This is a genomic window from Levilactobacillus zymae, assembly GCF_032190635.1.
In the GTDB taxonomy this organism is placed as follows: domain Bacteria; phylum Bacillota; class Bacilli; order Lactobacillales; family Lactobacillaceae; genus Levilactobacillus; species Levilactobacillus zymae_A.
The window spans coordinates 1,805,459-1,831,693 of record NZ_JAVLAS010000001.1; the positions used below are offsets into that span (position 1 = coordinate 1,805,459).

Below are 26,235 nucleotides of genomic sequence, written 5' to 3' on the forward strand. Positions count from 1 at the left end.
CCTTCCTTAACAGCTAGTGCTTAATTAGTTTTTTGGAACCGCAAAGCTAAGGATGCGGCCCCGATTACCCCGGCATCGTTCCCCAGTTGGGCTAAGCGCAACTTGGTCGTGTCCCGGGCAGCAGGAAATGCATTTTCTTGGAAGTAACGCGTCGTCGGTTGCAACAACGTGTTCCCCGCGTTAGAAACGCCCCCGCCAATAATGATGTTCGCTGGGTTCAAAATGTTAGCCACGTTGGCCAAAGCCAATCCTAAGTAGTAGGTCACCCGATCAACCACTTGGTTGGCTAAGATATCGCCGTTGTCGGCTAAGTAGAAGATCATCTTCGACGTGATACTTTCTTGATTATCTTCCATCTCTTTTAAGCGTGACGTGCCTAAGAAGTCCTTGGCCATGTCGGCGGCCACGTGGACAATCCCCGTAGCAGACGCGTATTGTTCGAGACAGCCGCGCTTACCACAGTTGCACAGGTAACCGTTCGGTTGAACGGTCACGTGACCGAGTTCACCGGCCCCGCCGTTGACCCCGTGTAGCAGGCGACCACCCGCAATGACACCGCCACCGACCCCGGTACCCAAGGTGACAAAGACCACGTCTTCATCCTTTTCACCGGCGCCCTTCCAGTATTCTCCTAAAGAAGCAACGTTCGCATCATTATCAAGGATGAATTGGAGCCCTAAGCCCTCTTGAATTTGGTCACGCACGCGTTGGCGCGTTTTCCAGTTCAGGTTGACTGCAAAGAGAACGGTTCCATTTTCAATATCGACCGGTCCGGGAACGCCCATGCCAATGCCTAAGAAATCGGCCGTGGTAAACTCCGAGCTCGTAATGTGTTCGTTGATTGATTTAATGATATTTGGAATAATGTGGCTACCGTCGTCGTGGGTCTCCGTCGGAATACTCCACTTCGTCAGGATTTCCCCGTCGACCGTAATAAAGGCCATCTTGGTAGTGGTCCCACCTAAATCGATCCCAATTAAATTCCGTGCCATAATTCTAAACCCCTCCAATGGATTGGTGCTGATCTCTTGCCCGCTGTTCCTCGATTCGGTGTTCATGTGTGAGCACTAATTTGGCCTGGACGAAGGTCGGTTCATCAACCACCTTTGCTTGCCGCAGGTGGTCGAGTTCCAACGCCATGACCTCAATGTCCCACATACGCTTGCCGACGTAAACATAAATACCAAAGTTTTTAAGTAGCTGCTGAACATCATATAACGTTCTCATTGTGCCACAACCTCCGTCAAATTGCACGATACATTTTGCAAAATTACTGGGCCATGCCGTGCAGGTACAGCCAGATGAAACCCACTACCAAAACAACCGTCGCAATCAGTCGTTTGATCACACTAACTTTACCAATTCTCGGCACGCCCATCAAGTAAGCCGCCAAAAAGCCGGCGACTAAGCCCCCGATGTGCCCCGCTAGGTCGATACCCGGCGTGAAGATATCAAATGCCAAGTTCATCACGATAAACGCTAAGAAAGTGTTGGCTAATTGGCGAATCACGGCGTTTTGCCAGAACGATTCCCCCAGCATCAAAAAAGCCCCAAAGAGCCCAAAAATGGCGGTACTAGCCCCGGCCGACAAACTGTCGGAGAAACAAAAGCTGGCGATGTTACCACCCACTCCCGCCAAAAGAAAAATGCCTAAATACCGTAAATGACCGAAGGCGGCTTCTAACTGCATCCCCACAAAGTATAGCGTGATCATATTCATCAGAATGTGGGTGAAGCCAATGTGCAGGAAAACGGGCGTTATCAACCGCCACCACTGTCCCTGCTGAATCAGGACGTTAACCTTCGCGCCAAACGTCAACAAGACGTTAACGTTGGTGCTACCCCCCGCCAACGTCATGGCCAGGTAGACCACCACCATGATGGCGATCAATCCCACCGTGATAAACGGAGTTTGTTTGAATTGCCGTAATCGGCGTTGTATTGTCACGCTAAAGTGCTCCCCTCATTACGCATTAATCACCACGTCTAGCAACACGTCAAAGGACTCTACCGGCCAAGTCGGTTGGGCCGTTTGCTGAACCGGCAACGCCAAGGCCACCTTGGTCCCCCTGGTCTGGGGCAGATAACGGTCGTAATATCCCCCGCCAAACCCCAGTCGTTCACCCGTTGCGGCGAACTTTAGACCCGGGACCACGATCAGGTCCAACGCATCTGGCGCGATCACGGGGCCGTCTTGGGGCTCCCGTAGCCCAAACTTGGTGGTTACCAACGTCGTTTCACCGGTTAACGGACGAAAGGCCATCTGCCGGTGCGGGAGCGTCTGGGGCACCGCCACCGTTTTTCCTTCGGCCTGTGCCCGCGCGATGATGGGCTGCGTATTCAGCTCCAGCGCGCTACTCAACGTCGTGGCGACCGTTTGGGCATCCCGCCACTGCGGCGAGGCCCACAAGGCCTGATAGAGCCGTTCACTGGCTTCCTGTCGCTCCTCAGCGGACAGCCGGGTTAGTGCCTGAATCGTTTGTTGGCGCAAGGTTGCTTTATCCATGCCCTCTACCTCCTAAAACTTAACGCTGCCTTCGATATTACCCGGCTCACGTTGGAATAGCAACTGACTTGACAGCTGCTCACCCCACTAAGGTGTCATCGTTAACTGTGGGGCAGCTCACCAGCGAAAAATCGCACAAAAAAAGGTGCGGACTTTCGCCCGTACCTCTTACTTAGTTTCACGATGCAACGTTACTTTCCGTTCGCGCGGGCAGTATTTCTTGAATTCTACCCGGTCCGGGTTATTACGCCGGTTCTTGCTGGATAAGTAATTGCGTTCGTGGCATTCCGTACATTCTAAAGTGATGTGGACACGCATGTGGGTAACCTCCCAACTTGTTCAGAATTACAGGCTTGAGCCTTAACTCGTAATATATTACCATTAATCGGCCATAATTACCAGCCCTTATCCAAATAATGTTAAGGAAAATTACTTTACACGTCTTTAACCCGCCGTATTCTGGGCAGACCCGGCCTTCGTCGGATTAGTCAACGTCGACGTCGACTGCACCGTCTTCCAGTAGGCCGCATAAATCTGCTTAGCCAGCTTCATGTTATTATCTTCGTCACTGGTACTCAGGTTCGGCATAGCTAAGGCCACGACCACCTGGGGATCGTTGGACGGTGCGTAGGACGCCAGACTCAACGTAACCGTCGAATGACCCTTGTAGTAGGTTTCGGCCGTCCCGGTCTTCGCGGAGATTCCCGGCGAGATCGAAGCCAATTCGGCCCCGGTCTTGTAGGTGTTGGACCCGTGAACCACGTCATAGAGTCCTTCCTTAACCAGCTTTTTCTCGGCAGCCGTCATGTCGATGGTGTTTAAGACCTTCGGCGTGACCGTCGACTTCACCGTTCCTAGCTTACCATCGGACGTGGTGCCCCGAATCGCTTGAACCACGTGCGGCGCAATCCGGGTTCCCCCGTTAGCCACCGTGGACATGTATTGGGCCACCTGCATGGTGGTGTAGGCATCGTAGTTCCCAAAGGACAAGTCCAAGGCACTCCCGATGTTGGTCCGCGAACTGGACCCTTCCAGACCGGTACTTTCACCCGGCAAGTCGATGCCCGTCTTGACCCCGAGTCCGAACTGGTTGAAGTAGCCCCGTTCGATGCTAAACGCCTTGGTACTCATGTTCAGCGCCGCCCCGGCGGAATACTTGAAGCCCGCTTCCTTCATGGCCAGCTGCATCATGTAAGAGTTAGACGACACTTCCAGTGCGGTCGGCGCATCCACGGAAATGTTGGCACTCCCACTGTGGTTAAACCAGGAAGACTTCTTGACGCCCCCAATGTTAATCACTTCATCGGTCAACGTGTTGTTTTCCGGCGTAATGACTCCGGACATCAAGGCCCCGGAGACCATGGCCCCTTTGACCACGGACCCCATCACGATGTCGCTGTTGATGGTTCCCAGCGCATTATCGGTTAGCTTCCCGGTCGACGGATTCCGGTCGACCCCAGCGATCCCAATGACGGCCCCGGTATTGGGGTTCATCACGACCGCGTAGGTCCCCGTGGAATAACCACCGGCGTTGGATTCCGCCGAACGGACCAGCTTTTGTAGTTGGCTCTGGAAGGTCGAATTAATGGTCAATTGGAGGTTGTCCCCCTTTTGCCCACCATACTTCTTAACTTCCTTAGTGATGGTGTTGTTCCCCGCCACTTCAACCTGTTTTTCGGCCTTAGTTCCGCGCAAGACGGATTCGTATTCCTTTTCCAGGTAGGATTGACCCACACTGTCGTTTCGGGAATACCCTTGGGCTAACAACTGATTGATTTCGTCGCTGGGCAACCCGGTCTTTTCGGAAGAGACCGTCCCGATGATCGACTTGATCGAATTACCGTTCGGGTAGTTACGCGACCAACTGGTGCTGACCTTGATCCCCGGCATCTCGGATAAGTGTTCCCCAATCTGGGCAATTTCCTGACTGGAAACGTTGGAGTCCTTGATGTAAGTGGTCGACAACGCGTAGGCGCCACTCATCTTCGCGAAGATTTCGGCCGCATTCTTCTGTGTCACGGTCAGCTTAAAGCTCTTGTCGTTTTCCATGTAACTTAACGCCTTGTTGTACCGTTCCGTCGTCGAATACTGCTTGATGTTCGGAATCTTCTTCTCCACGGCCGTCAAGTTCTTGGTATTGGTCAGATAGTAATCGATCGACTGACGGGGCGTCAGGGAGCTGGTCGAAACCGTTAAATACTTCCCGAGCCGGTTAGCAATCGTATACATATCCGTGGACAAGACATTGACCCCTTTGGTATAGGCAATGGCTTGGTGCGCTTGGTTACCCACTAAAACCTTACCGTTGGAGTCGTAAATCATCCCCCGCTGGACGTTAGTGGTTTCGATGGTCGTATCCGTTTGGTTCACGACCGCCTTGAATTGCGTCCCATAAATGACCTGCAAATACGCCAACTGACCAATCAGCGCCGCAAATAACAGGGCAACAATAATGAAAAGAAAGTTTAACCGAAACGGGATCGAGGACTTCTGGGGGCCCCGCGATGGCCGGTTGCGGTTACTAACGCGATTATAAAAATTCTTCACAACAGCTCTGCTCCTTATTGTACTGCTCTTATTCTACCAAACTTCAGCAAGCTCCACTATCCTGCCATTCGAATTTAATTAAAATCTTTAGGTCTGACCGCCATTACCCGGCCACCAGCTGGGCCACTAAATGCGGTGGTTCTCGCTTCTAACTGGTCACAAAAGACACATTAGCCTACCATAATTAAAGCTTAAATGAATCCCTGAATTGTCAAATCAAGTGCAACACTCACAACCCATTCTTATCAGTTGGTCTAGCTTAGTCGAAATCGGGTAATAAGGACATGGCAGTCTGGTAGCCCAGAACCTTGCGGGGACGAGAGTTAAGGATATCCTGGATGGCCTGAACGTTCACAATACTTAGCTCTTTCATGGACTTACCCTTAGGAATGAACTCACGGATTTCACCATTCAGATGCTCGTTACTGCCACGTTCCCAGGGCGAGTACGGATGAGCAAAATAGACATCCGGTCCCTTGACCTGGGAAAGTTTGGAAAACTCAGAACCGTTGTCAAAAAGCACCGTTTTGAAGTGCTCCGGTCCATAGTCGTCAACAATGTTCTGAAGCGTATTAAGGCAGGTATCGGCGTGGTAATTCGGTATCTTGACAATGATGGCATACCGTTTTGCCCGGTCAATAAGGGTCATTAGTGCTGGTTCACTGGCCTCACGCTTGCCCTTAACCAAGTCGCCTTCCCAATGGCCAGCGACCTGACGTTCTTGGGCCTCTACGGGAAGCTCTTCGATGGATTTCCCGAAGTTACGCTTGTTTAGGCGTTTGTGTGAACGATAACCGGATCTAGCGTGTCGCCGCAGCTTCATGGGTAAATCGCCATTCTTTAATTTCAGGACACCCGCGTCGATATAGCGATAGACAGTGGGCACTGAAGGACACCGGTCGTCCGGGTGATTGACCTGATAATAGTGCACAAAGGTATCTACGCTTAAAAGACGTTGGCGTTTTTTGAGCGCTTTAGTTAGCTGTAGGAAGAATTGTGGTGCCTTGTCAAGCCAGCTCTGGGCGTGACAGGCTTCACGGGCTTTATTGTGTAGTAATTGGGCAGACTCAGCCCAATAGACCAGTGTAGGTCGTCGATTAGGGCCTAGCTGGTGAACGCTCCCTCGTCGAATTTCACGACTGATGGTGCTGGGACTTCGGTGCAACATTTGGGCGATCTGATGGCAAGAACGGCCATCAAATCGCCAGTTCATAATAAGAGTCCGTTCGGCAGATTGGAGTTGTTGGTAATGACTAGTCGTGGTACGCTTAGATTGGGTCATGAAGACACTTCTTTCTTAATTCGTCGTTGATTTAAGAATAGGTCTTCATGGCCTTTTTGGTCCAATTATTTAAGTGGTGCACTTGAATTGTAAATCAGGCGCTTAAATGAATCTTTAGTTTCCCTGAGGCTGCCCAGCTAAGCCAGCAACTTTACCAACCAAATTTCCGTAGCCTAGGCCGTGAGTCCCGCAACACCGTCAGTTCAGGCACCTCCAGTTGGCAAATTACGGGTGATCACCACTAACAGATTTTGACAAAATGTGGACCGTCGTTGGTAGGTCCTCAACAGATTCTATGCTATTCTAGGTAACTGAAAGCAAAATGTACAGGTTCGCCAGGAACCTTTTATAATTTCTAAAGATTGAGGTGGCTAACTTTGCCAGAAAAAAAACGGCGTTGGGCCTGGACGCCCAAACGATGGACGTTATTAGGAGCCTTCCTAACGCCTTTGATTATTATGACGGTTTATTTTGCCTACCGGCAGATGGCACCCTTTGGCTCGAGTAGCTTACTGACCGTCGATCTCGGTCAACAATATGTAGACTTTTTCGCTTACTTACGGCGGACCCTGCTCCACGATTCCAGTGCCATCTTCTATTCCTTCAGTAATGGGCTGGGCGGTGAAATGGTCGGCAACTGGGCCTACTACTTACTCAGTCCCTTGAATCTGCTCTTATTGGCCTTTCCCGGGGCCCACCTAACCAGTGGCATCTTCTTGATTACCGTTCTTAAATACGGACTAGCGGGACTCAGCTTTGCCTGGCTACTGCTGAAGGTCACCCGCCAAGACGGGTTAATGGCCATTACCCTGGCCACCGCTTACGCCCTAATGGGGTGGGCCATTGCCAACCAACTAAACATCATGTGGTTGGATGCCACCATCCTCTTACCCTTAATTTTCTACGGTCTAATTCAGCTCATGACCACCGGCCACTGGAAACCCTACCTGATTTGGCTCCCCATCATGCTGATTGTGAACTACTATATGGCCTACATGATCTGCTTATTTCTAATTCTAGCGTTTATCTGGCTGGCCGCCGATAAATTTACAACCTGGCGGAACTTGGCCAGACAAGCGGGACGCTTTGCTCTGGCCTCGCTAGTTAGTGGGGCCTTAGTCGCCGTTGTCCTGCTCCCCACCTGGTGGTCGCTAACGCAAAGTAAGGTCCAGTACACGATTCAAACCTTCAAGTGGCGTTTCGAATTATTCCCCTTGAAGACCCTTTCCAAGTTCTTCCTGGGCGCCTTTAACTTCGATCAAATGCCCGATGGCCCCGCCAACGTCTTCGTTGGGGCCTTGGCCCTTCTGGGGGCGTTATTCTTTTTCGTGAACCGAAAAATCTCCCTCCGTAGTCGCCTAACCGCCGGGATCGTCACCTTATTCTTGGCCTTCTCCACCTGTGTTCAGCCCCTGGACCTCCTGTGGCACGCGGGCCAATTCCCCGTTTGGTACCATTACCGCTTTTCGTTTGTGATTTGCTTCTGGCTGATTTGGCTGGCCGCTCAAACCCTCACCTTGGACTTCCGACCGGGTCCCATTGCCATCGGCCTGGTCACCCTCGTGGTCGCATTGGGCTGCTACTACGTGGAAGCCAATCTGAAAACCTTTAAGTACCTGAAACCCAGCCAGTTCTGGTTAGGACTACTGTTTGTGGTTTTGGCGTTAATGCTCTACACTTTCCCATTCAAGAAACACTGGACCTACCCGTTAATGATCTTTGTCATTGGTGTGACGGAGGTCACGGCCAACGCCTATTTGGATCTAAACAACATCAGCTACGTTTCTCAAGGTGAATACGGCAACTACACCGCCGAACTCCAACGCCTGGTCGATAAGACCCAGCAAGCGGATAAGGGCTTCTACCGCATTGGCAAGACCTTCCTGCGAACTAAGGGCGATGCCTTTCAGACCGGTTTTAACGGCGGTTCCGTCTTCTCATCGGCCCTGCCGAAAACCACGCCCACGTTCATGGGACACATCGGGGTACCCGACGGCGACGGCTTCGTGGAATACAGTAACGGCACGTTGCTGACCGATTCTCTACTGAACATGAAGTACTATTTCAAGGATAAGCAGCTCTCCGGGGCCCTGAGCGGCTCCAGTATGCTCCCGGCTTCCAGTAATAAGGCCGACCTGGCCGATTACCAAGTCGTCGGTCAAGATCACTGGGCTATCCGCTACAAGAACCCCTACGCCCTCCCCATGGGCTACGCGGCCAGCGACCAGATTCTATCGCTGAAGAATACCACGGCCGATCCCGCCCAATACCAGGCTAACTGGTTGGCCGCATTGACCGGCAACGCACAAGACCAGCACCTCTTTACGGCGGAAAATTTCAGCCAGGTGGCCTTCCAAAACATCAACCAGCAAAGCAAAATTACCGGCGCCATGTTACAGAAAAAGAACCTACTGAAACCCGGAAGCATCACGCTTACCTTTAAGCCTAAGGACAACGCGGCCTACTACCTCACGATGGGATCCACGGTCAATCCGCAAAACGCGACCTTCACCCTCAACGGCAAGTCGCTGGCACAATACCCCACCTACCGCAACACGGTGATTGTGAGTGCCGCCGACCGGGCCAAGGGGCAGACTATCAAATTCACCATCCAGCTCAAAAAGGGCTCACTCTGGCTGCAGAACTTCACGCTCTACCGCCTGAACACTTCCCGGCTGAAACAAGCGGTCACCCAGTTGCAGCAACATCCTTGGCAATTATCGCAACAGTCCAACCGGCAATTTACCGGCCGGGTCACCGCCACAACCAACCACCAAGTGCTCAACACGTCTATTCCTTATTCTAAGGGCTGGCACGCGACCGTTAACGGTCACCCGGCCAAGACCTATCGCACCGTGGGCATGTTTACCGCCGTTAAACTCACTAAGGGGACTAACCGCGTCAAACTCGCCTACTGGCCCCCATTGCTCAACCTCGGCCTGTTGATTAGTGGCATCACCTTGCTACTAGTCTGTGGCAGCTGGGCCTGGTTGCGCCGTCACCATCCCTCAGCCTAATATGACCAATCAAAAACGCGAGCACTTCAAGTGTGCTCGCGTTTTTGATTGTCTAGAGTTCACCATTTTCCGTATAGCGATACGTCGGTCCATCCGTCTGGGGATCATAATCGACCGTCAGATCGTAACCCACAAAGAACCATTCGTCACCCTCGGTAATGTAGTAAGTGACATCATCCTTTTTTTCAGTGACCACGGGATCACGGGGCGCATCGTCGGGGGTCATCCCCAACGAAAAACCTTGATGAACGGGCGTCTTCCCGTACACCTTGCCAAAGAAGCGAATTCCACGTCCCGTCATCCCCATTTCTTCACGGAACCACTTGCTTGCTGCATCCGTTACCGTAATCTTCATCTTCGTATGCTCCTCTTGACCAGACTGTGAATCCGTTTTCAATTCTCTTTATACCATGTTTAGGGGCGGTTTGACAAGTAGAACACTCCACTTAATCGTTAGCAATTAAATTAGACACAAACGTTTTGCTAGAGATCAAAAAAGGGGACCCCTGGTGGCTGTCCCCCGGTGACACTATTCTACTTTTAACACTTTAACGGTCATATCACCGCCAGGCGTCGGGAAGGTGACGTTTTCGCCGACGCGGTGGCCTAACAAGCCCTTAGCGATGGGCGAATCGTTGGAGATCTTCCCCGCCATCGGGTCGGCTTCCGCCGCACCCACGATGGTGTATTCTTCCGGATCTTCGTCGGGGAGTTCCTGGAAGGTGACTTTCTTCCCCACGGAAATCTCGTCCTTATCCGTCCCATCGTTATCGATGATCTGCGCGTATTGAAGCATCCGCTCAACCGTACTGATCCGCGTTTCTAACATACTCTGTTCGTCCTTAGCGGATTCGTATTCGGAATTTTCCGAAAGGTCCCCGTAAGACCGCGCAATCTTAATCCGTTCAATCACTTTGGGCCGCTGAACCATCTTTAAATCTTCCAATTCGGCTTGGAGCTTTTCCTTACCTTCTTCAGTCATTGGATACATCTTGTCTTCTGCCACAATGGCCACCCCTTTTACCTGCTTAATTTTTTTAGACTGACGGTTGTTCCGTCACTTGGCCGGCACACATTCACCAGCGCTAACTCCCCCATCTTAAATGGTGGTATCTTGATTGTCAAAAACTTCTTTATTTCCGTGTGCTTCCAGAATGGACCGAATCTTAGTGACTAACAGATCAATAGCCACCTGATTTTCGCCCCCCTCAGGAACGATAATGTCAGCGTAACGCTTAGTAGGCTCCACAAACTGGTGATACATCGGCTTAACCGTCTTCAGATACTGACCAATTACGGATTCCAAGGACCGATCACGTTCGTTCATGTCCCGTTGAATCCGCCGAATGATCCGAATATCGTCGTCGGTATCCACGAAGACCTTGATGTCCATCAGGTCCCGGAGCCGCTCATCATCGAGAATGAGGATGCCCTCCAAGATAATCACATCACGGGGTTCTTGGTGGATCGTTTCGTGACTACGCGTGAATAGATTGTAATCATAAACGGGCTTTTCGATGGGCTCGTACCGCAGCAACTGTTTGAGTTGTTCGATTAACAGGTCCGTATCAAACGTCAAGGGATGGTCATAGTTGACCGCCTTACGTTCTTCCATGGTCATGTCCGCCTGATCCTTGTAGTAAGAATCCTGTTGCAAAATCATGATGGAGTGCCCCACCAATTGATTAAAGATTGCCCGGCTAACGGTCGTCTTGCCACTGCCGGAACCCCCGGTTACCCCAATGATGATTGGTCGTTTCTTATCTGCCAACACTGTCGCCATCCTTTACTTATTATCGCTTGCTAATGAACTAGTTAATGCCTGATGTTGATCGTACGTGGTCGAGAAGTAGACTTTCCCGGTCTTGGTATTCGCAATGAAGTAGTAATAATTCTTACTGCGAGCCGCCGGATGTAGAACCGCCTTAATGGCCGAAACACTCGGATTATCGAACGGTCCGGGCCCATAACCCGTGTGCACGTAGAGGTTATACGGCGATTTAACCTTTAGGTCTTTGTTGGTCAAGGTCTTCTTGGTCGTCTTCAGGGCGTACTGGACGGCAATATCAGACTGTAGGGCCATATTCGCGTCGATCCGGTTTAAGAAGACCCCGGCAATCTTATCACGATCGGTCTGACTGACCCCTTCGCGTTCGACCAACGACGCCAAGGTCAACGTTTCTTGAACGGTGAGCTTTTGCTTCTTAATGGTCTTATAGCTGCCCTGTAGGTTCTGATCCGTCTTGGCCACCATCTCGGTAATCAGTTGTTTCAACGTCATCTTCTTACCGGCCTGATACGTGGCTGGCGCCAGGTAGCCTTCCAACCGGTACCGGACGTTTTTGGCCTGCTTAGCCGATCCCAACAATTGCGGGTACTTAGCGGCCAATTGATTAAAGAAGGTCTGATTCTTCATCAAGTTCAGAAATTCCTTCTTGGTGAAGTCCGTTTGGATTGGAATCTCGGCGGCTAACTGATCGACCGTTTCCCCTTCCCGGACTAAGACCTTACCGGCCGTACTTTGGATGGGTTCGGCTGAGCCCCCCAATTGTAACTGCTTGGCGATGGTGTTCAGCGTCATCGACGGCTTTAACTGGTAATATCCCGCCCGAAAGTTCGTGAACTTATGGGACTTGACGTAGTAGTTAAAGACCATCCCACTCTGAACCACCTTCTTGTCTTGTAAGATCTGTCCAATCTTATTCGACGTTGCCCCCATGGGAACGTGGACCTGTACCACGTTTTCGTTACTGGTGTCTAGGGGCTTTAAAGCTGACTGGAAAAATTGATAACCAAAAATTCCAATCGCCACTGCTAAAATGACTAATAAACTGGCCACACCCACCATGATCCGCCGACCGAACGAGCTGCGTTTCGGGCCTTTAGACTGACGAGTAGGCGTAGGATCCGTGCCATTATCCAACTTTTTTCCTCCGTTCTCTGCCATAGTCTTCTACATTATACAGAACTTCGGGGCCGACGAAAACCGGCAAGACCCACTTTGACAAAAATGTAATCTTTTAAATCGGTAAAAACGCGCACAATCCCGAAGGACCGTCCGCGTTTTTACCGGTTTTTCACGAATTTTAGCGAATCTCCGCGCCTAATTCGTCCTGTAGGCGTTTCGTGACCTTCTCGAAGGCTTGCGTGACCGCGTCGTCGACCAACGTGGCGTGCTTGTCTTGGTACGTCAGGGTGTACGCTAAGGACTTCTTACCCTTAGGTACCTTCACCCCGTCGTAAACGTCAAACAACTTCACGGATTGGAGGTAGGCGCCCCCACGCCGCTCGATCAACGCCACTACTTGTTCGTTGGTCACAGCATCGTCGACCAACATGGCGATATCGCGCGTAATCGTCGGGTACCGCGAAATCACATCGTACTGGTTTTCTTGCTTAGGCATGTCGATGATGGCTTGCAGATTCAAGTCGAAGACGTAGGTCGCCCCGATCTTAAAGCGCTTAGCAATCGTCGGGTGGACCTGCCCCATGAACCCGATCTTGTGCCCGTGGATCAGAATGTCCGCGGTCCGACCAGGGTGCATTTCCGGCATCTCAGTGTTGGGCTCGTAGGTCACGTCACCCTTGACCGCCATATCTTGCAGGTAAGCCGCCACGATGCCCTTCCACTGGTAGAAGTCCACGTCTTGGGCCGGTTGGTTCCAAGCAGCGGGCACCAGTTGGCCCGTGATGGCGCCGGCAATGTGTTCCTCTTCGGCTGGGCGATCCTGACCGTCCTGACGGTAGAAGACCCGACCCTGTTCGTACAAGGCCACATCTTTGACCTTCCGGGCGGTGTTGTAGGCGATATCGTCTAACAGCCCGGTGACCATGTTCATCCGTAAGACCGCGTGATCCACACTCATCGGCCAAGCCAGCTTGGTGACCTGACTGTCCGGATGGGTCAAGAACATCTTGGCCTTATCTTCGGTGGTCAACGCGTAGGAAATGGCCTGGTTCAAGCCCAAACCTTCCAGCGACTTGCGCGTGGCGCGCATCAAGCGTTGTGCCGGGGTTAACCGGCCCTGCGTCATCCGGCCCGTGGGTAAGGTCACAGGCAGGTTATCGTAGCCGTAGATCCGGGCGATTTCCTCTAATAAATCGGCCGGGATATGGATGTCGTTACGCCGGATTGGTACCGTGACGGTCAGTTCATCGCCGGTAACCTTGACGGTGAAGCCGAGCGTTTCTAAGATATGACTGACCTGGTCCATGGTCAACTCGGTCCCAAGCACGGCATTGACGTGCGTCAAGGTCAACGAAATCACGGCTGGTTCAGGCTGGTGGTTACTGCCCACGGCCGTCCCGGTCTGCACCGTGCCGGCCGCTAATTCGGTCAGCATCTGAGCGGCGGCGTCCAAGGCGTCTTGGACCCCGGCCTGGTTAACGCCCCGTTCGAAACGTTGGGACGCGTCGGTGTGCAGGTGGTGGCGTTGGGCCGCCTTGCGGATGTGGTCGTGTTCAAACACGGCGGCCTCGACGGCAACCGTGACGGTCTGATCACTGATGGCCGTGGATAAGCCTCCCATGACCCCGGCTAAGGCGATGGGCGCCTGGCTGTCGGCAATCACGATGTCGCTGGGGTCCAACTCGTGGTCGTTTTCGTCTAAGGTGGTCAGCGTTTCACCGGCCTGAGCGGTCCGCACGTAAACGTCCTGACCGCTGAACTTTCCGTAGTCAAAGGCGTGCAAAGGTTGGCCGTACTTCAACATGACGTAGTTGGTGATGTCCACCACGTTGTTGATTGGCCGTAACCCGGCGTTCCAGAGGTGAATCTGTAACCACATCGGACTCGGGGCAATCTTGATGTCGCGAACCAAGCGCATCCGGTATTGCGGTGCCAGGCTGTCGTCGACGTGCAAGCTAAGTTGCGTGTCGATGGCGTCCCCAGCCTCGATCACGTGCGGCGTGTCTAACGTTACCGGTTGGTCGTAAATGGCGGCCAAGTCGCGTAAGGTCCCGTTTAAGCTCAGCATGTCTCCCCGGTTAGGCGTCACGTCGAGGTCGATCAGGCTATCGTTCATCCCTAACAGGTCGAACACGGGTGCCCCCGGTTGCACGTCGGCGGGCAACACGTAAATGCCGTCGACGTAGTCCTTAGGCACGACTTCTTCGGGGAAGCCGATTTCTTGTAAGGCACAGACCATGCCGTCGGATTCGACCCCGCGCATCTTGGAGCGCTTGATCTTCACGTTGTCGGCGATCCGCGACCCTGGCAGTGCCACGATCACGTTTTGCCCTGCGGCGATGTTCGGTGCGCCACAGACGATCTGGGACGGTTCGTCGTCCCCAACGTCAATCTCACAGATGTGTAAGTGATCGGAATCGGGATGGGCCTGGACACTGAGGACGTGGCCGACCACGATCTTCTTTAAGCCGTCACTGGGCGTGACCACGCTGTCGACTTCCACGGAAGTCCGTTCGATCTTTTCCGCCAGGTCAACGGCAGAAACGTCTAAATTGAGATACTCTTTAATCCAGTTGTATGAAATCTTCATGGTTGGCGATTATCCTTTCTTCGTGAATTGGGTGAGGAAGCGTACATCGTTTAAGTAGAAATTCCGGATGTCGTCAACCCCGTATTTCAGCATCGCAAACCGGTCGGGCCCGACCCCAAAGGCGAAACCGCCGTAAACGTCGGGATCCACGCCGGCCATCTTCAAGACGTTCGGGTGAACCATCCCGGCCCCTAAGACTTCGATCCAGCCGGTGTTCTTGCAGACGTTACACCCCTTGCCCCCACAGTTGAAGCAGGTGATGTCGGCTTCCACGGATGGTTCAGTGAACGGGAAGTAACTCGGCCGTAACCGCACGTCGAACTTGTCGCCGAAGAGTTCGTGGGCCAAGACTTGTAAGGTCCCCTTCAGATCGGCCATGGTGATGTGCTTGTCGATGACCAGGCCTTCCACCTGATGGAATTGGTGGGAGTGGGTTGGATCATCGGTATCGCGCCGGTAAACCACACCGGGTGAGATCATCTTCAACGGGCCCTGGCTAAAGTCGTGCTTTTCCAACGTCCGGGCCTGCATCGGGGAGGTCTGCGTGCGCATCAAGATTTCCTTGGTGATGTAGAACGTATCCTGCATGTCCCGAGCGGGGTGGTTCTTGGGTAAGTTCATCATTTCGAAGTTGTACTTGTCTTCTTCAACTTCCGGACCACTCAAGACCTGGTAACCCATGCCCAAGAACAAGTCCTCAATTTGATCAATAATTTGTTGAATCACGTGGGGCTCACCCTTCGCCACCGGGGTCCCTGGTAACGTCACGTCCAGAGTTTCCTTGGCTAAGCGGGCGTTTAAGACCGCGTTTTCCAGTTCCTCGCGCCGCTTGGCCAACGCATTGGTCAAGTCGTCGCGAACTTCGTTAGCAAACGCCCCAACCTTTGGCCGTTCACTGGCATCGAGATCGCGCATCCCCCGCAAAACTTCGGTGATGGGTCCCTTTTTCCCTAACAAACTGACCCGAATCTGATTGACATCCTTCAGATCGTCAGAGTGTTGAATATCCGTCAAGCCCTTTTGGCGCAGCTCGGTGAGTTTATCCTTTAACGACATGTTTCATCCTCCATTTCTTCTCATACCAACGATGGGCAGACGCCATAAAAAAAACGCCCCGGCCCTCAATTAAGAGGGACGAAACGTTTCGCGGTACCACCCTGATTCAGCGACTCATTGCGTCGCCACACTCAGACATGATAACGGTCATTCACCGGTGGGTCATTCCTTACACCACGTAAGTCCCGACCACAACTCCAGAACTGAATTCACTGAGTCCGTTTTGAGGTCTTCTTCCAGTCGTGGAAAACCCTTCCTGGCAAAACAGCCCGGTTACTACTTTTCTATCATCGTTTTTAGCTATTGAACTCGGTTTAAGATTACCGGTTTTTCGCCGGCCTGTCAACTACTTCTCGGCCGGAGTCGGTGAACACGACCATTTGTCGGACCACGCGTGCACCGCCGTCATCACGGCTTGTAGTTCCTGGCCCTTCTGAGTCAATTCATACTCGATCAACGCATTATCGGGGAAAGTTTGCCGCACAATTACCCCGTTGGTTTCTAGTTCCTTCAACCGTTCCACTAAGACCCGGTCACTACACCGTGGAACCTTATGCGCCAAATCTCGAAAGCGCTGGGGCCCCTCCTGCAAGAGGACGTCGATGATCAAGCCGTTCCACTTTTTTCCTAGGAAGGAAAAAGTGCGTTCAAAGCGCGGACAAAGCGTAAAATCAACCGGCGTACTGGCATCTTGGGTTGACATCATTTGCATCATCAATTCGCCTCCTTATCAGTTAATTACCCGTTAAGCGTTAGGCGTAACCTTAGCCCACCAGGTGTGCATGTGTCGCCGAGCCGGCCCGGAAAACTCGTGCACGGCTTCGTAGTCGTCGACTAACGACACAATCATACTTTCACGGTATTTAGGGACGGCCAACGTCGCCCCCCACATGTGTTTTAAGATGATATCTTTTTCCATGGGGCTTAAATCCGTTAACTTCTCGGCGTTACGCAACGCCACCCGCGGGTGGATAAAGGCGTGGGAACCTAAATCAAACTTCGTGGTCCGCCAATCATAGTAAAACAAATCGTGTAATAACCCACCCCGTGCCGTGGCCCGGGTGTTTAAATGCAACTTTGGCTCTATACTTTTTCCTGTTGATGAACTACCAATGTGGTAATCTATTAACAGGATTTTTTTGAAAAAAAAAGAGGCCCACAGGTCCCCACACACAAAAAAATCCACCCACTACAGCATCATCAAAGGATGTGAGAAACCATGAACCCTATAGATAATAATATAAAATTTTCACTCAGTATTAAAGACCCAAATGTTATTTTTTTCAGTTATAAGCATCAATTCATAAAATCAAAACCTGCTAAAGTCTATGTTGCCAATGTAAAAGCCACTTATACAAGGTGTCCTCAATGTGGTTTTGAAAACTTTAGTCATAACGGACACTATGTGTCACGCGTTTCATATCCGTCGGCCAACGCTAGTGAGCCCGTCTATCTTGAACTTCATAAAGAACGATTAATCTGTAAAAATTGTGGAAACTCGGTAATGGCAACAACAGACCTCGTCAATAAGTATTGTAATATTTCCAAAGCTACCAGACAAAAAATATTCATGCATCTTCAGGATGATCGTACTCAGACTAGTATTGCTTTAGATAATAGTGTTTCTCCCAGTACCGTTTGTCGCTATTTAGACAACTATGATGATCTATTTCGGAGAAATTATCATTCTTTACCTGAGCACTTATCTATGGATGAATTTCGTGGTGTTGGCGGCGATTTCCACTTTCTTTGTATTAACGGTGATGGTGATCATGAAATTCAACAGATCCTACCGGATCGCTTTAAACAAACTATTATTGATTACTTTAATAAGTTTGACAGCACCGCTAGAAAGCAAGTAAAGACAGTTTCTCTGGACCTTAATAGTTACTATCAAGATATCGCCAGATTGGTATTTCCAAATGCCAAAATAATTGTCGATCGTTTTCATATTGTTGCGATGATGACTAGATCTTTTAACCACCAAGTCGCGCCGGCCCGGAAAATTATGAAAGTCGTCGACTAACGACACAATCAATACATTTAGGAAACAATCCAACGTCGGAATATCTTTTTCCATGGATGCTTAAAATTCTACGCCTGGAAACTTCGTTTATTTAAAACAACTTCGTGCCGTGGCCCGGGTGTTTAAATGCAACTTTTTGGCAATCAAATAACTGTTGTATGAAACCGAAATGGAATGATCCAAGCGGTTTGAGTGGTGATGTTGGGTGTAATTTGCCAAGCGTTGAACCGGTTCTTGAGCCAATAAATCCGCTACCAGAGCAACATATTCAGGGTCATCACGCCAAGTCAGTTTGGTCATAGAATGCTTCCTTTTCGTTTAAATTTTAGCTATTCTCTCACTATGCTTTAATTACCCTATATCATACTGGCTTTTCACCAAATTGCAATGAAAATGTTCTATTTTACCCGGGATTAACCCTTTCTTAACGTTCACCCAAACAACCGAAACATCACAATGCCCGCCGCGACTGCCACGTTCAGCGACTCCGCTTGACCCTTGATAGGAATGTAAAGGTTCCGGGTCGTCAAGCGCTGCAGATCCGGGGCCATTCCGTTGCCCTCGTTACCCATCACAATGGCGCCCGCCGTCAGTGGATCGACGTTGCGGTAGTCCTGCGCCTGGGGGTCTAAATTGGTCCCATAGACGGGCAGGTGCCGCGTCGTAAACGTTTGAATCCAATCGTGGAGATCCGCCTCCACCAGTTGGACGTGAAATTGACTGCCCTGCATCGAGCGCAGGACCTTGGGGAGGTAACGACTGGCACTTCCCCGTCCGAAGACCACCCCGGTTAAGCCGGCCGCGTCGGCCGTCCGCACCATGGTCCCGATATTACCAGGATCTTGGACCTGATCTAAGAACAGCCAACCGCCCTGAGCCGTGTGCGGATCAACGGGTGCCGTGTGCGGCAACGGCACCGTGGCAAAGATTCCCTGCGGCGTATTGGCATCCCCGATGGTTTTGGCAATGCTATCGGTGACTTCAAAGCAATCCACGCCACCGGGCAGTACGTCGGCATGCGCCGCTAATTGTTCAGCCGTTCCTAAAATTGCAGTTAACGGCTGGTGGGCTAAAATCGCCTCATGCACCAGATGCCAACCTTCTAATAGGTATGTTTGCGTTTGTTGCCGTCCCTTTTTGGTGGTTAATGACCGCCATTGCTTAACGCGCTTGTTTTGACTTGATGTAATTTTTTCTTTCACCGCTAGTTACTCCCGTTTTCAAATTTAGCTTAATTCTAACATATCCCTAGGCACACCGGGACGGTCGCTGTATGATAGGACTAAAGTTTTCCGAAAAGAGGTGTCTGGTTGTGCACACACAACGTTATTTAATCTCGGGTCGGGTTCAGGGCGTCGGCTTTCGTTGGACCGCTAAACAGCTTGCCGACCGAATTGGGGTCACCGGCACCGTGCAGAATCTAGGGACCGGCCAAGTCGCCATCGTTGCTAGCGGTGCGGCGGCTGCGCTCGCTAATTTTCGCCGCCACCTGCAGCACCCCCAATTATCTCCCTGGATTAAAGTGGTGAGCTTCGATGTGACCGACCTGCCCTTCCGTCGATTTGCCGACTTTTCAATAATTATTTGAAAAAGACCGCTAAATCAAGTAAGATGTTGGTTGTTCACGGCGTTGACGCCGCATGGCACCGGGAGACCGGTGCCATTGTTAAATTAGTGAAGGGGTTCAAGAAAACATATGAAAATCTCCAAGAAAGTTTCGGTGACCGCCGCCTTGGCGAGCCTCGCCCTGATTCTGAGTGGCTGTGTGCAGACCAAAAACGGGAAACCCTACGGCTTCGTTTACGATTACTTAGCAGTTCCCGGGCAACACGTGATGGACTGGTTAGCTGGTATCTTTGGTAACAGCTACGGCTGGGCCATCATCATTTTGACCGTGATCGTCCGGATGGTCTTACTGCCACTGATGGTGAAGCAGATGCGTAACGCCACCGTGCAGCAAGAAAAGATCTCCATGGTGCGTCCCCAGTTGGCTGCCCTGCAGAAACAACAAAAGGCCGCCAAGACACCCGAGGAACAAACCGCGGCTAGTCAGGCCATGATGGCCCTTTACCGCAACAACGGCATCAGTATGACCGGTGGCATTGGGTGTCTCCCCCTGTTGATTCAAATGCCCATCTTCGCCGCGTTATACGCCGCTATCCGGTATTCTCCGGAGCTATCGAAGGCCGTCTTCATGAATATTCCCCTGGGGAAAGCCAGCTGGATCTTGGCGCTTCTATCCTTCCTGTCCTACCTCTTACAGGGTTACCTGTCCATGTTGGGCATGCCTGAAGATCAGAAGAAGCAGATGCGCTACACCCTCTTGATGTCACCCGTGATGATTCTCTTCTTCACCATGAGTTCACCGGCCGGGTTGGGACTATACTTCTTCGTGGGTGGGCTGTTCGCCTGCTTACAAACCCTGATCATCAACTTCTACCGGCCACGGATTCGTCGCGAAATTAAGGAAAAGATGAAGGACCAACCGGCCCCCGTTATTCCCGAACCCGTGAAACCGGCAGTTAAGCAAGAAAAAGCCGCTGCGGTCCACGATAAGAACCGACACCGTAACCGTAACGCCGGCAAGCAGCAACACCACAATCATTAATCAGCCACGTTAAAAACACCGATCACGCCGCGAGGGCCTGGTCGGTGTTTTTGGCTACCAATCGTTAGTGGCGCCTTTTTTGATCATTTAATTAATCCGTGGATTCCGCGCTTAAGCGATGAGTCCGCGTTCGCGGGACTAACCCGACGTAGACGCCAAGCATCCCGCCGACTAAGACTAAGCAGTACACCGGCAAGCGCTGAATTGAGGTGCTGTGCAGGAGGCTCATCCCGTAGGTCAGCGCGCTAACCAACAGGTAATACCCCAGGCTAAACCAGCCGCTTGCACTACCTATGACGTCTTCGTACCCGATCAGTGCCCGGTTTAAGGCATTAGGTAACGCGATGTTTAGCCCCAAGAAGACCAGGAAGAAGCCGCCCACCATGCCCCAGGCCGTGTCGCAGATCGCCGCGAGCCATAATCCTAATGCCGCACCGCAGCTAAGGAGCAGTCCACCCATGACGAGCTGTTCCGGCGTCCACCGATTCAGTAGCCAACTCACCAACAGTGCGCCCCCTAAGCTTGCCGCGGCCAGGCTGAGCCCCAGCGCACCATAAGCCAATGCGCTGAAACGGAAGTGGGTTTCAAAGATAAACGGTGCCTCGGCGTAGTAACTGAACAAGATCCCGTTGATTCCGCCGATTAGAATACCGTACCCCCAGACCACCGGATCACTCAACAAGCGGTGCACGATCGGCCATTGCCGCCCAGTCAGGGCCACTTGACTAGGGCGGGTTTCCGGCAAGCAACACGCACTATAGCCCAACACCGCACTGGCCAAAACGACTAGGGTCCCGAAGACGGCTGAATAGCCACCAAGCGTCTGCATGGCCCCGCCAATTAACGGGCCCAGTGCGGGTGACAACGCCATGGCGGCACTGGTCTGCGCGAAAATTTTAGCGCCCACCACACCCGAAAAACTTTCGCGCATGATGGTTTGCGTCACCACGGATCCCGCGCTAGCGCCAAAGGCCTGCAGCAAGCGAAAACCTAATAGCCAGCCAAAGCTGGGGCTAAACAACAACCCCAGGTTTCCCAGCAAGTAGAGTCCCACGCCACCTAACATGGCGGGCCGGCGCCCAATGCGGTCGGCCAGTTGCCCCCACCACAGGACTCCTACGGCAAACGCCACAAAGTAACTGCTCATCGTCCACTGAATGTGACTCGCACTCACCTGCAGGGCTTGACTTAGTGCCGGTAAGACCGGCGTAAAAATTGATTCACTGATTTGCGGAAACCCCACCAACACAATGATTAACCACAAAGTCGGGGTTTTCTTTTGGACGTTTCTCACAACAATTTCTCCTTTAAAAGTTAATTTGCGGAAAAACGTCCTGGGCCATCTACGGCCACGCACACCAGAATGTGATTGTAATTCATGGTGTCACCTCATTTCTGAGCATTCACTTTACCGGAAACCGCCAACTTTGTCAAAGGGCGCACCATCACCCAGATGCCACCGTGCCAACTTCTTCCATCTTTCACAGTTAAACCGCCGTTCGTCATCGTCCCAAAAAGCGCCGTCAAACCTAATTTGGTTTGGCAGCGCTTTTTGACTAATTTAGTTCCCGGTTAAGCTTGGGAGTGTTGATCAGGATCGTCCTTAGAGTCATCCTCCAAGAGGGCCGACTTGATCCCCGGAATTTCGTTGTTTTCAGCCTGGACCTGTTCCTTCTTACGGGTTAATACCTGAGCCGCTTCGGCCGACAAAATGGGTAACGAAATCCGAAAGACCGAGCCGTGACCCACGGCACTCTCGATGGCGATCGAACCGTGATAGCCTTCAATCAACCGCTTGGCGATGGCTAAGCCTAAGCCGTTGCCACCCTTAGTCCGTGACCGGGCCTTATCTACTCGGTAGAACCGGTTAAAGACGCGGTCCCGGTTAGCCTGCGAAATACCTTCCCCGAAGTCCTGAACGGCAATTTCCACGTTGCGCGAATCCCGTTCATAGGACACGTGCACTTCCTTACGGGTCGTGGAATACTTAACCGCATTATCCAATAAGATAATTAAAATTTGTTCAAGGTGGTTCCGGTAAATCTGAGCCTGAACCGATTGGTGCACATCGTCATCTAAAATGAAGACAAAGTCCGGATGAATCATCTTAAAATTGTCGTAAACCTGCGTCACCACTTCGGTCACGTCGGTCACCTCGTTGGTAAAGGTAATCTCGATTTGTTCCGCCCGTTGAAGATCCAGCATCTCTTGAACCAAGCTCTTCATCCGCTTGGTTTCCTGTAACGACGCCTTAATCGATTCGTTGAGCACCTCGGGATCGTCCTTCCCCCACCGATCCAACATCTCCATGTGCCCCTGGATGATGGCCACCGGCGTTCGCAATTCGTGTGACACGTCTTCGACGAACTGCTGCTGTTGGTCGATATAGCGTTGGGTAGTATCAATCATGTCGTTTAACAACTGAGTTAGATCCCCCAACTCATCGTTACGCTTGGATTCGGGAACCCGTTGATCCGTCTGGGGATCGTCGCGTACCGCGTGAATCGTATCGCGAATCGCATCCATTGGTCGCAGTAAAAACGACGCGAGAATGTAACTCAAGATAGCAGCGGCTAACGCGGCAATCAAGCCCAAAACGACGACCACCTGTAATAACGTGGCCTGGGTTTCGTGGTAATCCTGCAAGCTGTCGACGACCTGCACGTACCCTAAGATGCGGTTCCCTTGCTTAGCGCGAATCGGCGAGCGCCCAATCAGTCCGGAACGCCCGTTAATTTGTTGGGTGCGAATACTCTGTTGCGTCGAGCGTTTAAACGCCGACGTCGGGGTATTCCGGCTGGTAAACAATAAGTTACCCGCTCGATCATAGACCGTCACGGTTTGACTATCGCGCGCCAAGCTGGTAATCACCACGTTACTGTAGGGATTACTTGGCCGCTTAGCTTGCTTATTGACCACCGTAAAGTTCCGGGGACGTAACAGGTTATTCACCGTTTCCCCGGTCAACTCTTGCTTTTGCGTGTTTAATTTCTCCACTACTACACCTAAGGTATCGCTGACGTGGTTGCGTTCTTGGCGCATCAAAACCGTCATAAAGCTATTAAAGATTAGTAGCGTGATCACGCCAAAGATGACCAACACCGCGGCGGCCGTCGACAACGACCACTTCCACTTTAATGAAAAACGAAAGGTTTGGGGTTTCGCTTCATCGGTTTCGGCTTCTGGCTCTCTCACGACCGCATCACGTACCCTGTCCCCCGAACCGTCTGGATGTAACTCTTCTGGCCAGGAACATCAATTTTGTTACGCAGGTACCGGACGTAGACGTCCACCACGTTGGTTTCAACTTCGGATTCATAACCCCAAACCTTGGTTAACAGCACATCGCGGGCCAAAACCACGTTGACGTTTTCCATCAAAGCCAACAGAAGTTCGTATTCCCGCTTGGTCAGGTTGATGACGTCGTCGCCGCGCCGTACAATCCGGCTTTCCTTCTCAATGGTCAGGTCCTTAAACTTCACCGTCGTCTGCTTGGTGTTCTTCTGCTCACCTTCCAGGTGAATCCGCCGCAGCAACGCCCGCACCCGCGCCAGTAATTCTTCGATGGCAAACGGCTTTACAATGTAGTCGTCCGCACCATGATCCAAGCCGGAAACCCGGTCGATCACGGAATCACGAGCCGTCATCATGATGATGGGCGTACTCTTGACCTCGCGTACCCGCCGAGCCACTTCGATCCCGTTTAACTCGGGTAACATCAGATCCAACAAAATCACGTCAAAATCTTGCGACAACGCGGCTTCCAGTCCTGTGCGACCATTAAATTGAACGTTAGTTTCATAACCTTCATGCTTGAGTTCTAGCTCGACAAAGCGGGCCAGATTCTTTTCATCTTCAATAATTAAAATTCGACTCATTACTCTTTAACTCCTCTAGGGCGATTTAGCTGTGTTCACCGGGACCAGACTTGCCAGCCCGCGAACAGCCGTGATTCATTCCAATATTTAATTTTATCATATTTCTACCTAAATGTGCGGGTTTTACCCGACCTTCCTGAGAGAAACCCTCATTCCCAGCCAATTACCTAATTCTATGAAATGCAACCGGTTGTACCCGTTTTTTAAAAAGTTCATGAAAGGTTAGCCAACGGTTTCTTTCACAAGAAAGGTCGGTCAACTTCCGTTGTTCTGGCATCGTGTGGCCCCTAATTAATTGCGATTCAAAAATATTTTTATTTTTTGTTCATTTTTTCACTTGTATTTGCTCACTTTTTAAGTATACTGAGATTGTAGACAAAAAAGAAAAGGGGTTCTTTTCATGAAAGCTGCTGTTATTCGCGATTCTGTTGATGGTTACGTTGATATTAAGGATGTTACGCTCCGTCCAATTAAGCACGGTGAAGCCTTAGTTAAGATGGAATACTGTGGGTTATGTCACACCGACTTACACGTTGCTGCCGGTGACTTCGGTAAGCAACCTGGCCGGATTATCGGTCACGAAGGTGTCGGGAAAGTCATCCAAGTTGCCGACGATGTTGACAACTTAAAGATTGGTGACCGGGTTTCCGTTGCTTGGTTCTTCAAGGGCTGTGGCCACTGTGAATACTGCTTGACCGGCCGCGAAACGCTTTGCCGTAACGTTCAAAACTCTGGGTTCACCGTTGACGGTGCCATGGCTGAAGAATGTATCGTTGATGCCAACTACGCCGTTAAGGTGCCAGAAGGCCTGGACCCAATCGAAGCCACTTCCTTGACCTGTGCCGGGGTTACCATGTACAAGGCCTTGAAGGTCGGCGAAACTAAGCCTGGCCAATGGGTTGAAGTCGTTGGTTGTGGGGGCTTAGGGAACTTAGCCGTTCAATACGCTCACAACGTCTTTGGTGCCCACGTGGTTGCCGTTGATGGGAACCCTGACAAGTTAGCTGCTGCCAAGAAGGACGGTGCTGAAGTCCTGATCAACCGGCATGACGGTGACGTAGCCGAACAAATCCAAAAGAAGGTCGGCGGCGTAAACAACGCTCAAATTACGGCCGTTACGCCAGACGCCTTCACGCAAAGTGTTAACGCTTTGCGTCCAGATGGGAAGTTAGTTGCCGTGGCCTTACCACAAGGTGACATGCAATTGAACATCGCCAAGACGGTGCTGGACGGTATCTCCGTTCGAGGCTCCTTAGTGGGGACTCGTCAAGACTTAGCCGAAACTTTCCAATTCGGGGCTGAAGGTTTGGTTCACCCAATCGTTAAGACTCGTCGTTTGGACGAAGTTAACGACATCATCGACGAAATGAAGGCTAACTCCATCGTTGGCCGGATGGTTGTTGATTTCACGAAGTAATCCCTAATTAAAAACATAAGTTTCACAAAGCCCACCGAGCTCGTTGCTCGGTGGGCTTTTTTGTGGTCAGATCGATTATGAATAACTAATGGTTACCAATCGGTAAGCCTTCTATTTCAGTTAACTATTTTCTTAACGCCACCGGTTCCGGATGCCCTCGTTGAGACTGATGTCGTTTATGCTTTAAATGGTGCTCCCCACTAAACTAAGAGCCATGACTTGCAACAGATGACCGCGTCCTTTCCCCCGTTTTCGGATGTGATCGCGGTTTTCATGCGAATGCGGTAGCTAGGACAAAGGACCGCGACAGGCTTAACCGTCAATTAACCTGCCTCAAAATGAGAGCGACCGTGAATATGGTCTTGGATACCAAGAATTAATTTTTCTTTTGTCCTGGCAA

At 51.4% G+C, this 26,235-nt stretch carries 22 protein-coding genes and 3 pseudogenes; 5 read left to right on the forward strand and 20 right to left on the reverse strand.

The window, feature by feature from the left end; all coding sequences use genetic code 11:
* Positions 1–20: 20 nt before the first annotated feature.
* From RI501_RS08425 to RI501_RS08455, 7 genes are all read right to left on the reverse strand, one after another.
* Positions 21–992 (reverse strand): ROK family glucokinase, encoded by a 972-nt coding sequence (locus RI501_RS08425; protein WP_313821699.1) that lies wholly within the window; start codon positions 990–992, stop codon positions 21–23.
* Positions 993–996: 4 nt separating this feature from the next.
* Entirely contained in the window at positions 997–1,227 is a 231-nt protein-coding gene (locus tag RI501_RS08430) for a YqgQ family protein (protein ID WP_313821701.1), read from the reverse strand.
* Positions 1,228–1,270: 43 nt separating this feature from the next.
* Positions 1,271–1,879 (reverse strand): rhomboid family intramembrane serine protease, encoded by a 609-nt coding sequence (locus RI501_RS08435; RefSeq protein ID WP_313823180.1) that lies wholly within the window; start codon positions 1,877–1,879, stop codon positions 1,271–1,273.
* An 87-nt stretch (positions 1,880–1,966) separates the two neighbouring features.
* Complete coding sequence (locus RI501_RS08440) at positions 1,967–2,506, reverse strand: 5-formyltetrahydrofolate cyclo-ligase (protein WP_313821703.1); 540 nt, start codon at positions 2,504–2,506, stop codon at positions 1,967–1,969.
* Positions 2,507–2,674: 168 nt separating this feature from the next.
* Positions 2,675–2,824, reverse strand: coding sequence for a 50S ribosomal protein L33 (rpmG, locus tag RI501_RS08445; protein ID WP_081721478.1), 150 nt, complete (start codon positions 2,822–2,824; stop codon positions 2,675–2,677).
* Positions 2,825–2,950: 126 nt separating this feature from the next.
* The gene (locus tag RI501_RS08450; protein WP_313821705.1) at positions 2,951–5,053 is read right to left on the reverse strand and encodes a peptidoglycan D,D-transpeptidase FtsI family protein; all 2,103 of its coding nucleotides are present in this window, start codon (positions 5,051–5,053) and stop codon (positions 2,951–2,953) included.
* A gap of 259 nt (positions 5,054–5,312) precedes the next feature.
* Positions 5,313–6,335 (reverse strand): IS30 family transposase, encoded by a 1,023-nt coding sequence (locus tag RI501_RS08455; protein WP_233742108.1) that lies wholly within the window; start codon positions 6,333–6,335, stop codon positions 5,313–5,315.
* 377 nt (positions 6,336–6,712) lie between these two features.
* Between RI501_RS08455 and RI501_RS08460 the strand changes: the two genes are divergently transcribed.
* Positions 6,713–9,352 (forward strand): YfhO family protein, encoded by a 2,640-nt coding sequence (locus RI501_RS08460; RefSeq protein WP_313821711.1) that lies wholly within the window; start codon positions 6,713–6,715, stop codon positions 9,350–9,352.
* Between the two features lie 52 nt (positions 9,353–9,404).
* Here RI501_RS08460 and RI501_RS08465 read toward each other — a convergent pair whose 3' ends face one another.
* The 8 genes and pseudogenes from RI501_RS08465 to RI501_RS08500 all read right to left on the reverse strand — a co-directional run.
* On the reverse strand, positions 9,405–9,707 hold the full coding sequence (locus RI501_RS08465) for a HesB/YadR/YfhF family protein (RefSeq protein WP_313821713.1): 303 nt from the start codon (positions 9,705–9,707) through the stop codon (positions 9,405–9,407).
* Positions 9,708–9,881: 174 nt separating this feature from the next.
* Entirely contained in the window at positions 9,882–10,358 is a 477-nt protein-coding gene (gene greA, locus RI501_RS08470; protein ID WP_313821714.1) for a transcription elongation factor GreA, read from the reverse strand.
* Positions 10,359–10,451: 93 nt separating this feature from the next.
* On the reverse strand, positions 10,452–11,135 hold the full coding sequence (gene udk / locus RI501_RS08475; protein WP_313821716.1) for a uridine kinase: 684 nt from the start codon (positions 11,133–11,135) through the stop codon (positions 10,452–10,454).
* A gap of 3 nt (positions 11,136–11,138) precedes the next feature.
* Positions 11,139–12,275: an endolytic transglycosylase MltG gene (gene mltG / locus RI501_RS08480; protein ID WP_313821718.1), complete on the reverse strand. Its 1,137-nt coding sequence runs from the start codon at positions 12,273–12,275 to the stop codon at positions 11,139–11,141.
* A gap of 163 nt (positions 12,276–12,438) precedes the next feature.
* Positions 12,439–14,850, reverse strand: coding sequence for a phenylalanine--tRNA ligase subunit beta (pheT, locus tag RI501_RS08485; protein WP_313821720.1), 2,412 nt, complete (start codon positions 14,848–14,850; stop codon positions 12,439–12,441).
* Between the two features lie 9 nt (positions 14,851–14,859).
* Entirely contained in the window at positions 14,860–15,906 is a 1,047-nt protein-coding gene (gene pheS / locus RI501_RS08490; RefSeq protein WP_313821722.1) for a phenylalanine--tRNA ligase subunit alpha, read from the reverse strand.
* A gap of 346 nt (positions 15,907–16,252) precedes the next feature.
* Positions 16,253–16,621 (reverse strand): winged helix-turn-helix transcriptional regulator, encoded by a 369-nt coding sequence (locus RI501_RS08495; protein ID WP_396442516.1) that lies wholly within the window; start codon positions 16,619–16,621, stop codon positions 16,253–16,255.
* 30 nt (positions 16,622–16,651) lie between these two features.
* Positions 16,652–17,032, reverse strand: a pseudogene (locus RI501_RS08500) (HD domain-containing protein); the annotation flags it as partial.
* A gap of 93 nt (positions 17,033–17,125) precedes the next feature.
* Between RI501_RS08500 and RI501_RS08505 the strand changes: the two are divergent.
* Positions 17,126–17,887, forward strand: a pseudogene (locus RI501_RS08505) (transposase); the annotation flags it as partial.
* Positions 17,888–18,034: 147 nt separating this feature from the next.
* Here the strand turns inward: RI501_RS08505 and RI501_RS08510 are convergent.
* Positions 18,035–18,232 (reverse strand): annotated as a pseudogene (locus RI501_RS08510) (hydrolase); the annotation flags it as partial.
* A 131-nt stretch (positions 18,233–18,363) separates the two neighbouring features.
* Positions 18,364–19,134, reverse strand: a complete 771-nt coding sequence (locus RI501_RS08515) for a TrmH family RNA methyltransferase (protein ID WP_313821726.1) — start codon at positions 19,132–19,134, stop codon at positions 18,364–18,366.
* 110 nt (positions 19,135–19,244) lie between these two features.
* Here RI501_RS08515 and RI501_RS08520 point away from each other — a divergent pair, with 110 nt between their 5' ends.
* The gene (locus RI501_RS08520) at positions 19,245–19,520 is read left to right on the forward strand and encodes an acylphosphatase (protein WP_313821729.1); all 276 of its coding nucleotides are present in this window, start codon (positions 19,245–19,247) and stop codon (positions 19,518–19,520) included.
* Positions 19,521–19,628: 108 nt separating this feature from the next.
* On the forward strand, positions 19,629–20,540 hold the full coding sequence (yidC, locus tag RI501_RS08525; protein ID WP_313821731.1) for a membrane protein insertase YidC: 912 nt from the start codon (positions 19,629–19,631) through the stop codon (positions 20,538–20,540).
* Positions 20,541–20,631: 91 nt separating this feature from the next.
* Here the strand turns inward: yidC and RI501_RS08530 are convergent, their stop codons facing one another.
* The 3 genes from RI501_RS08530 to RI501_RS08540 form a co-directional block, all read right to left on the reverse strand.
* Positions 20,632–21,834 carry a multidrug effflux MFS transporter gene (locus tag RI501_RS08530; RefSeq protein WP_313821733.1) on the reverse strand — a complete coding sequence of 401 codons (1,203 nt, stop codon included), beginning with the start codon at positions 21,832–21,834 and terminating at the stop codon, positions 20,632–20,634.
* Positions 21,835–22,112: 278 nt separating this feature from the next.
* Positions 22,113–23,735: a HAMP domain-containing sensor histidine kinase gene (locus RI501_RS08535; RefSeq protein WP_313821735.1), complete on the reverse strand. Its 1,623-nt coding sequence runs from the start codon at positions 23,733–23,735 to the stop codon at positions 22,113–22,115.
* Positions 23,732–24,418: a response regulator transcription factor gene (locus RI501_RS08540; RefSeq protein ID WP_313821736.1), complete on the reverse strand. Its 687-nt coding sequence runs from the start codon at positions 24,416–24,418 to the stop codon at positions 23,732–23,734. The genes RI501_RS08535 and RI501_RS08540 overlap by 4 nt, the downstream gene beginning before the upstream one ends.
* Positions 24,419–24,818: 400 nt before the next feature.
* Between RI501_RS08540 and adhP the strand changes: the two genes are divergently transcribed.
* Positions 24,819–25,835, forward strand: a complete 1,017-nt coding sequence (gene adhP, locus RI501_RS08545; RefSeq protein WP_313821738.1) for an alcohol dehydrogenase AdhP — start codon at positions 24,819–24,821, stop codon at positions 25,833–25,835.
* Positions 25,836–26,235: the final 400 nt, after the last annotated feature.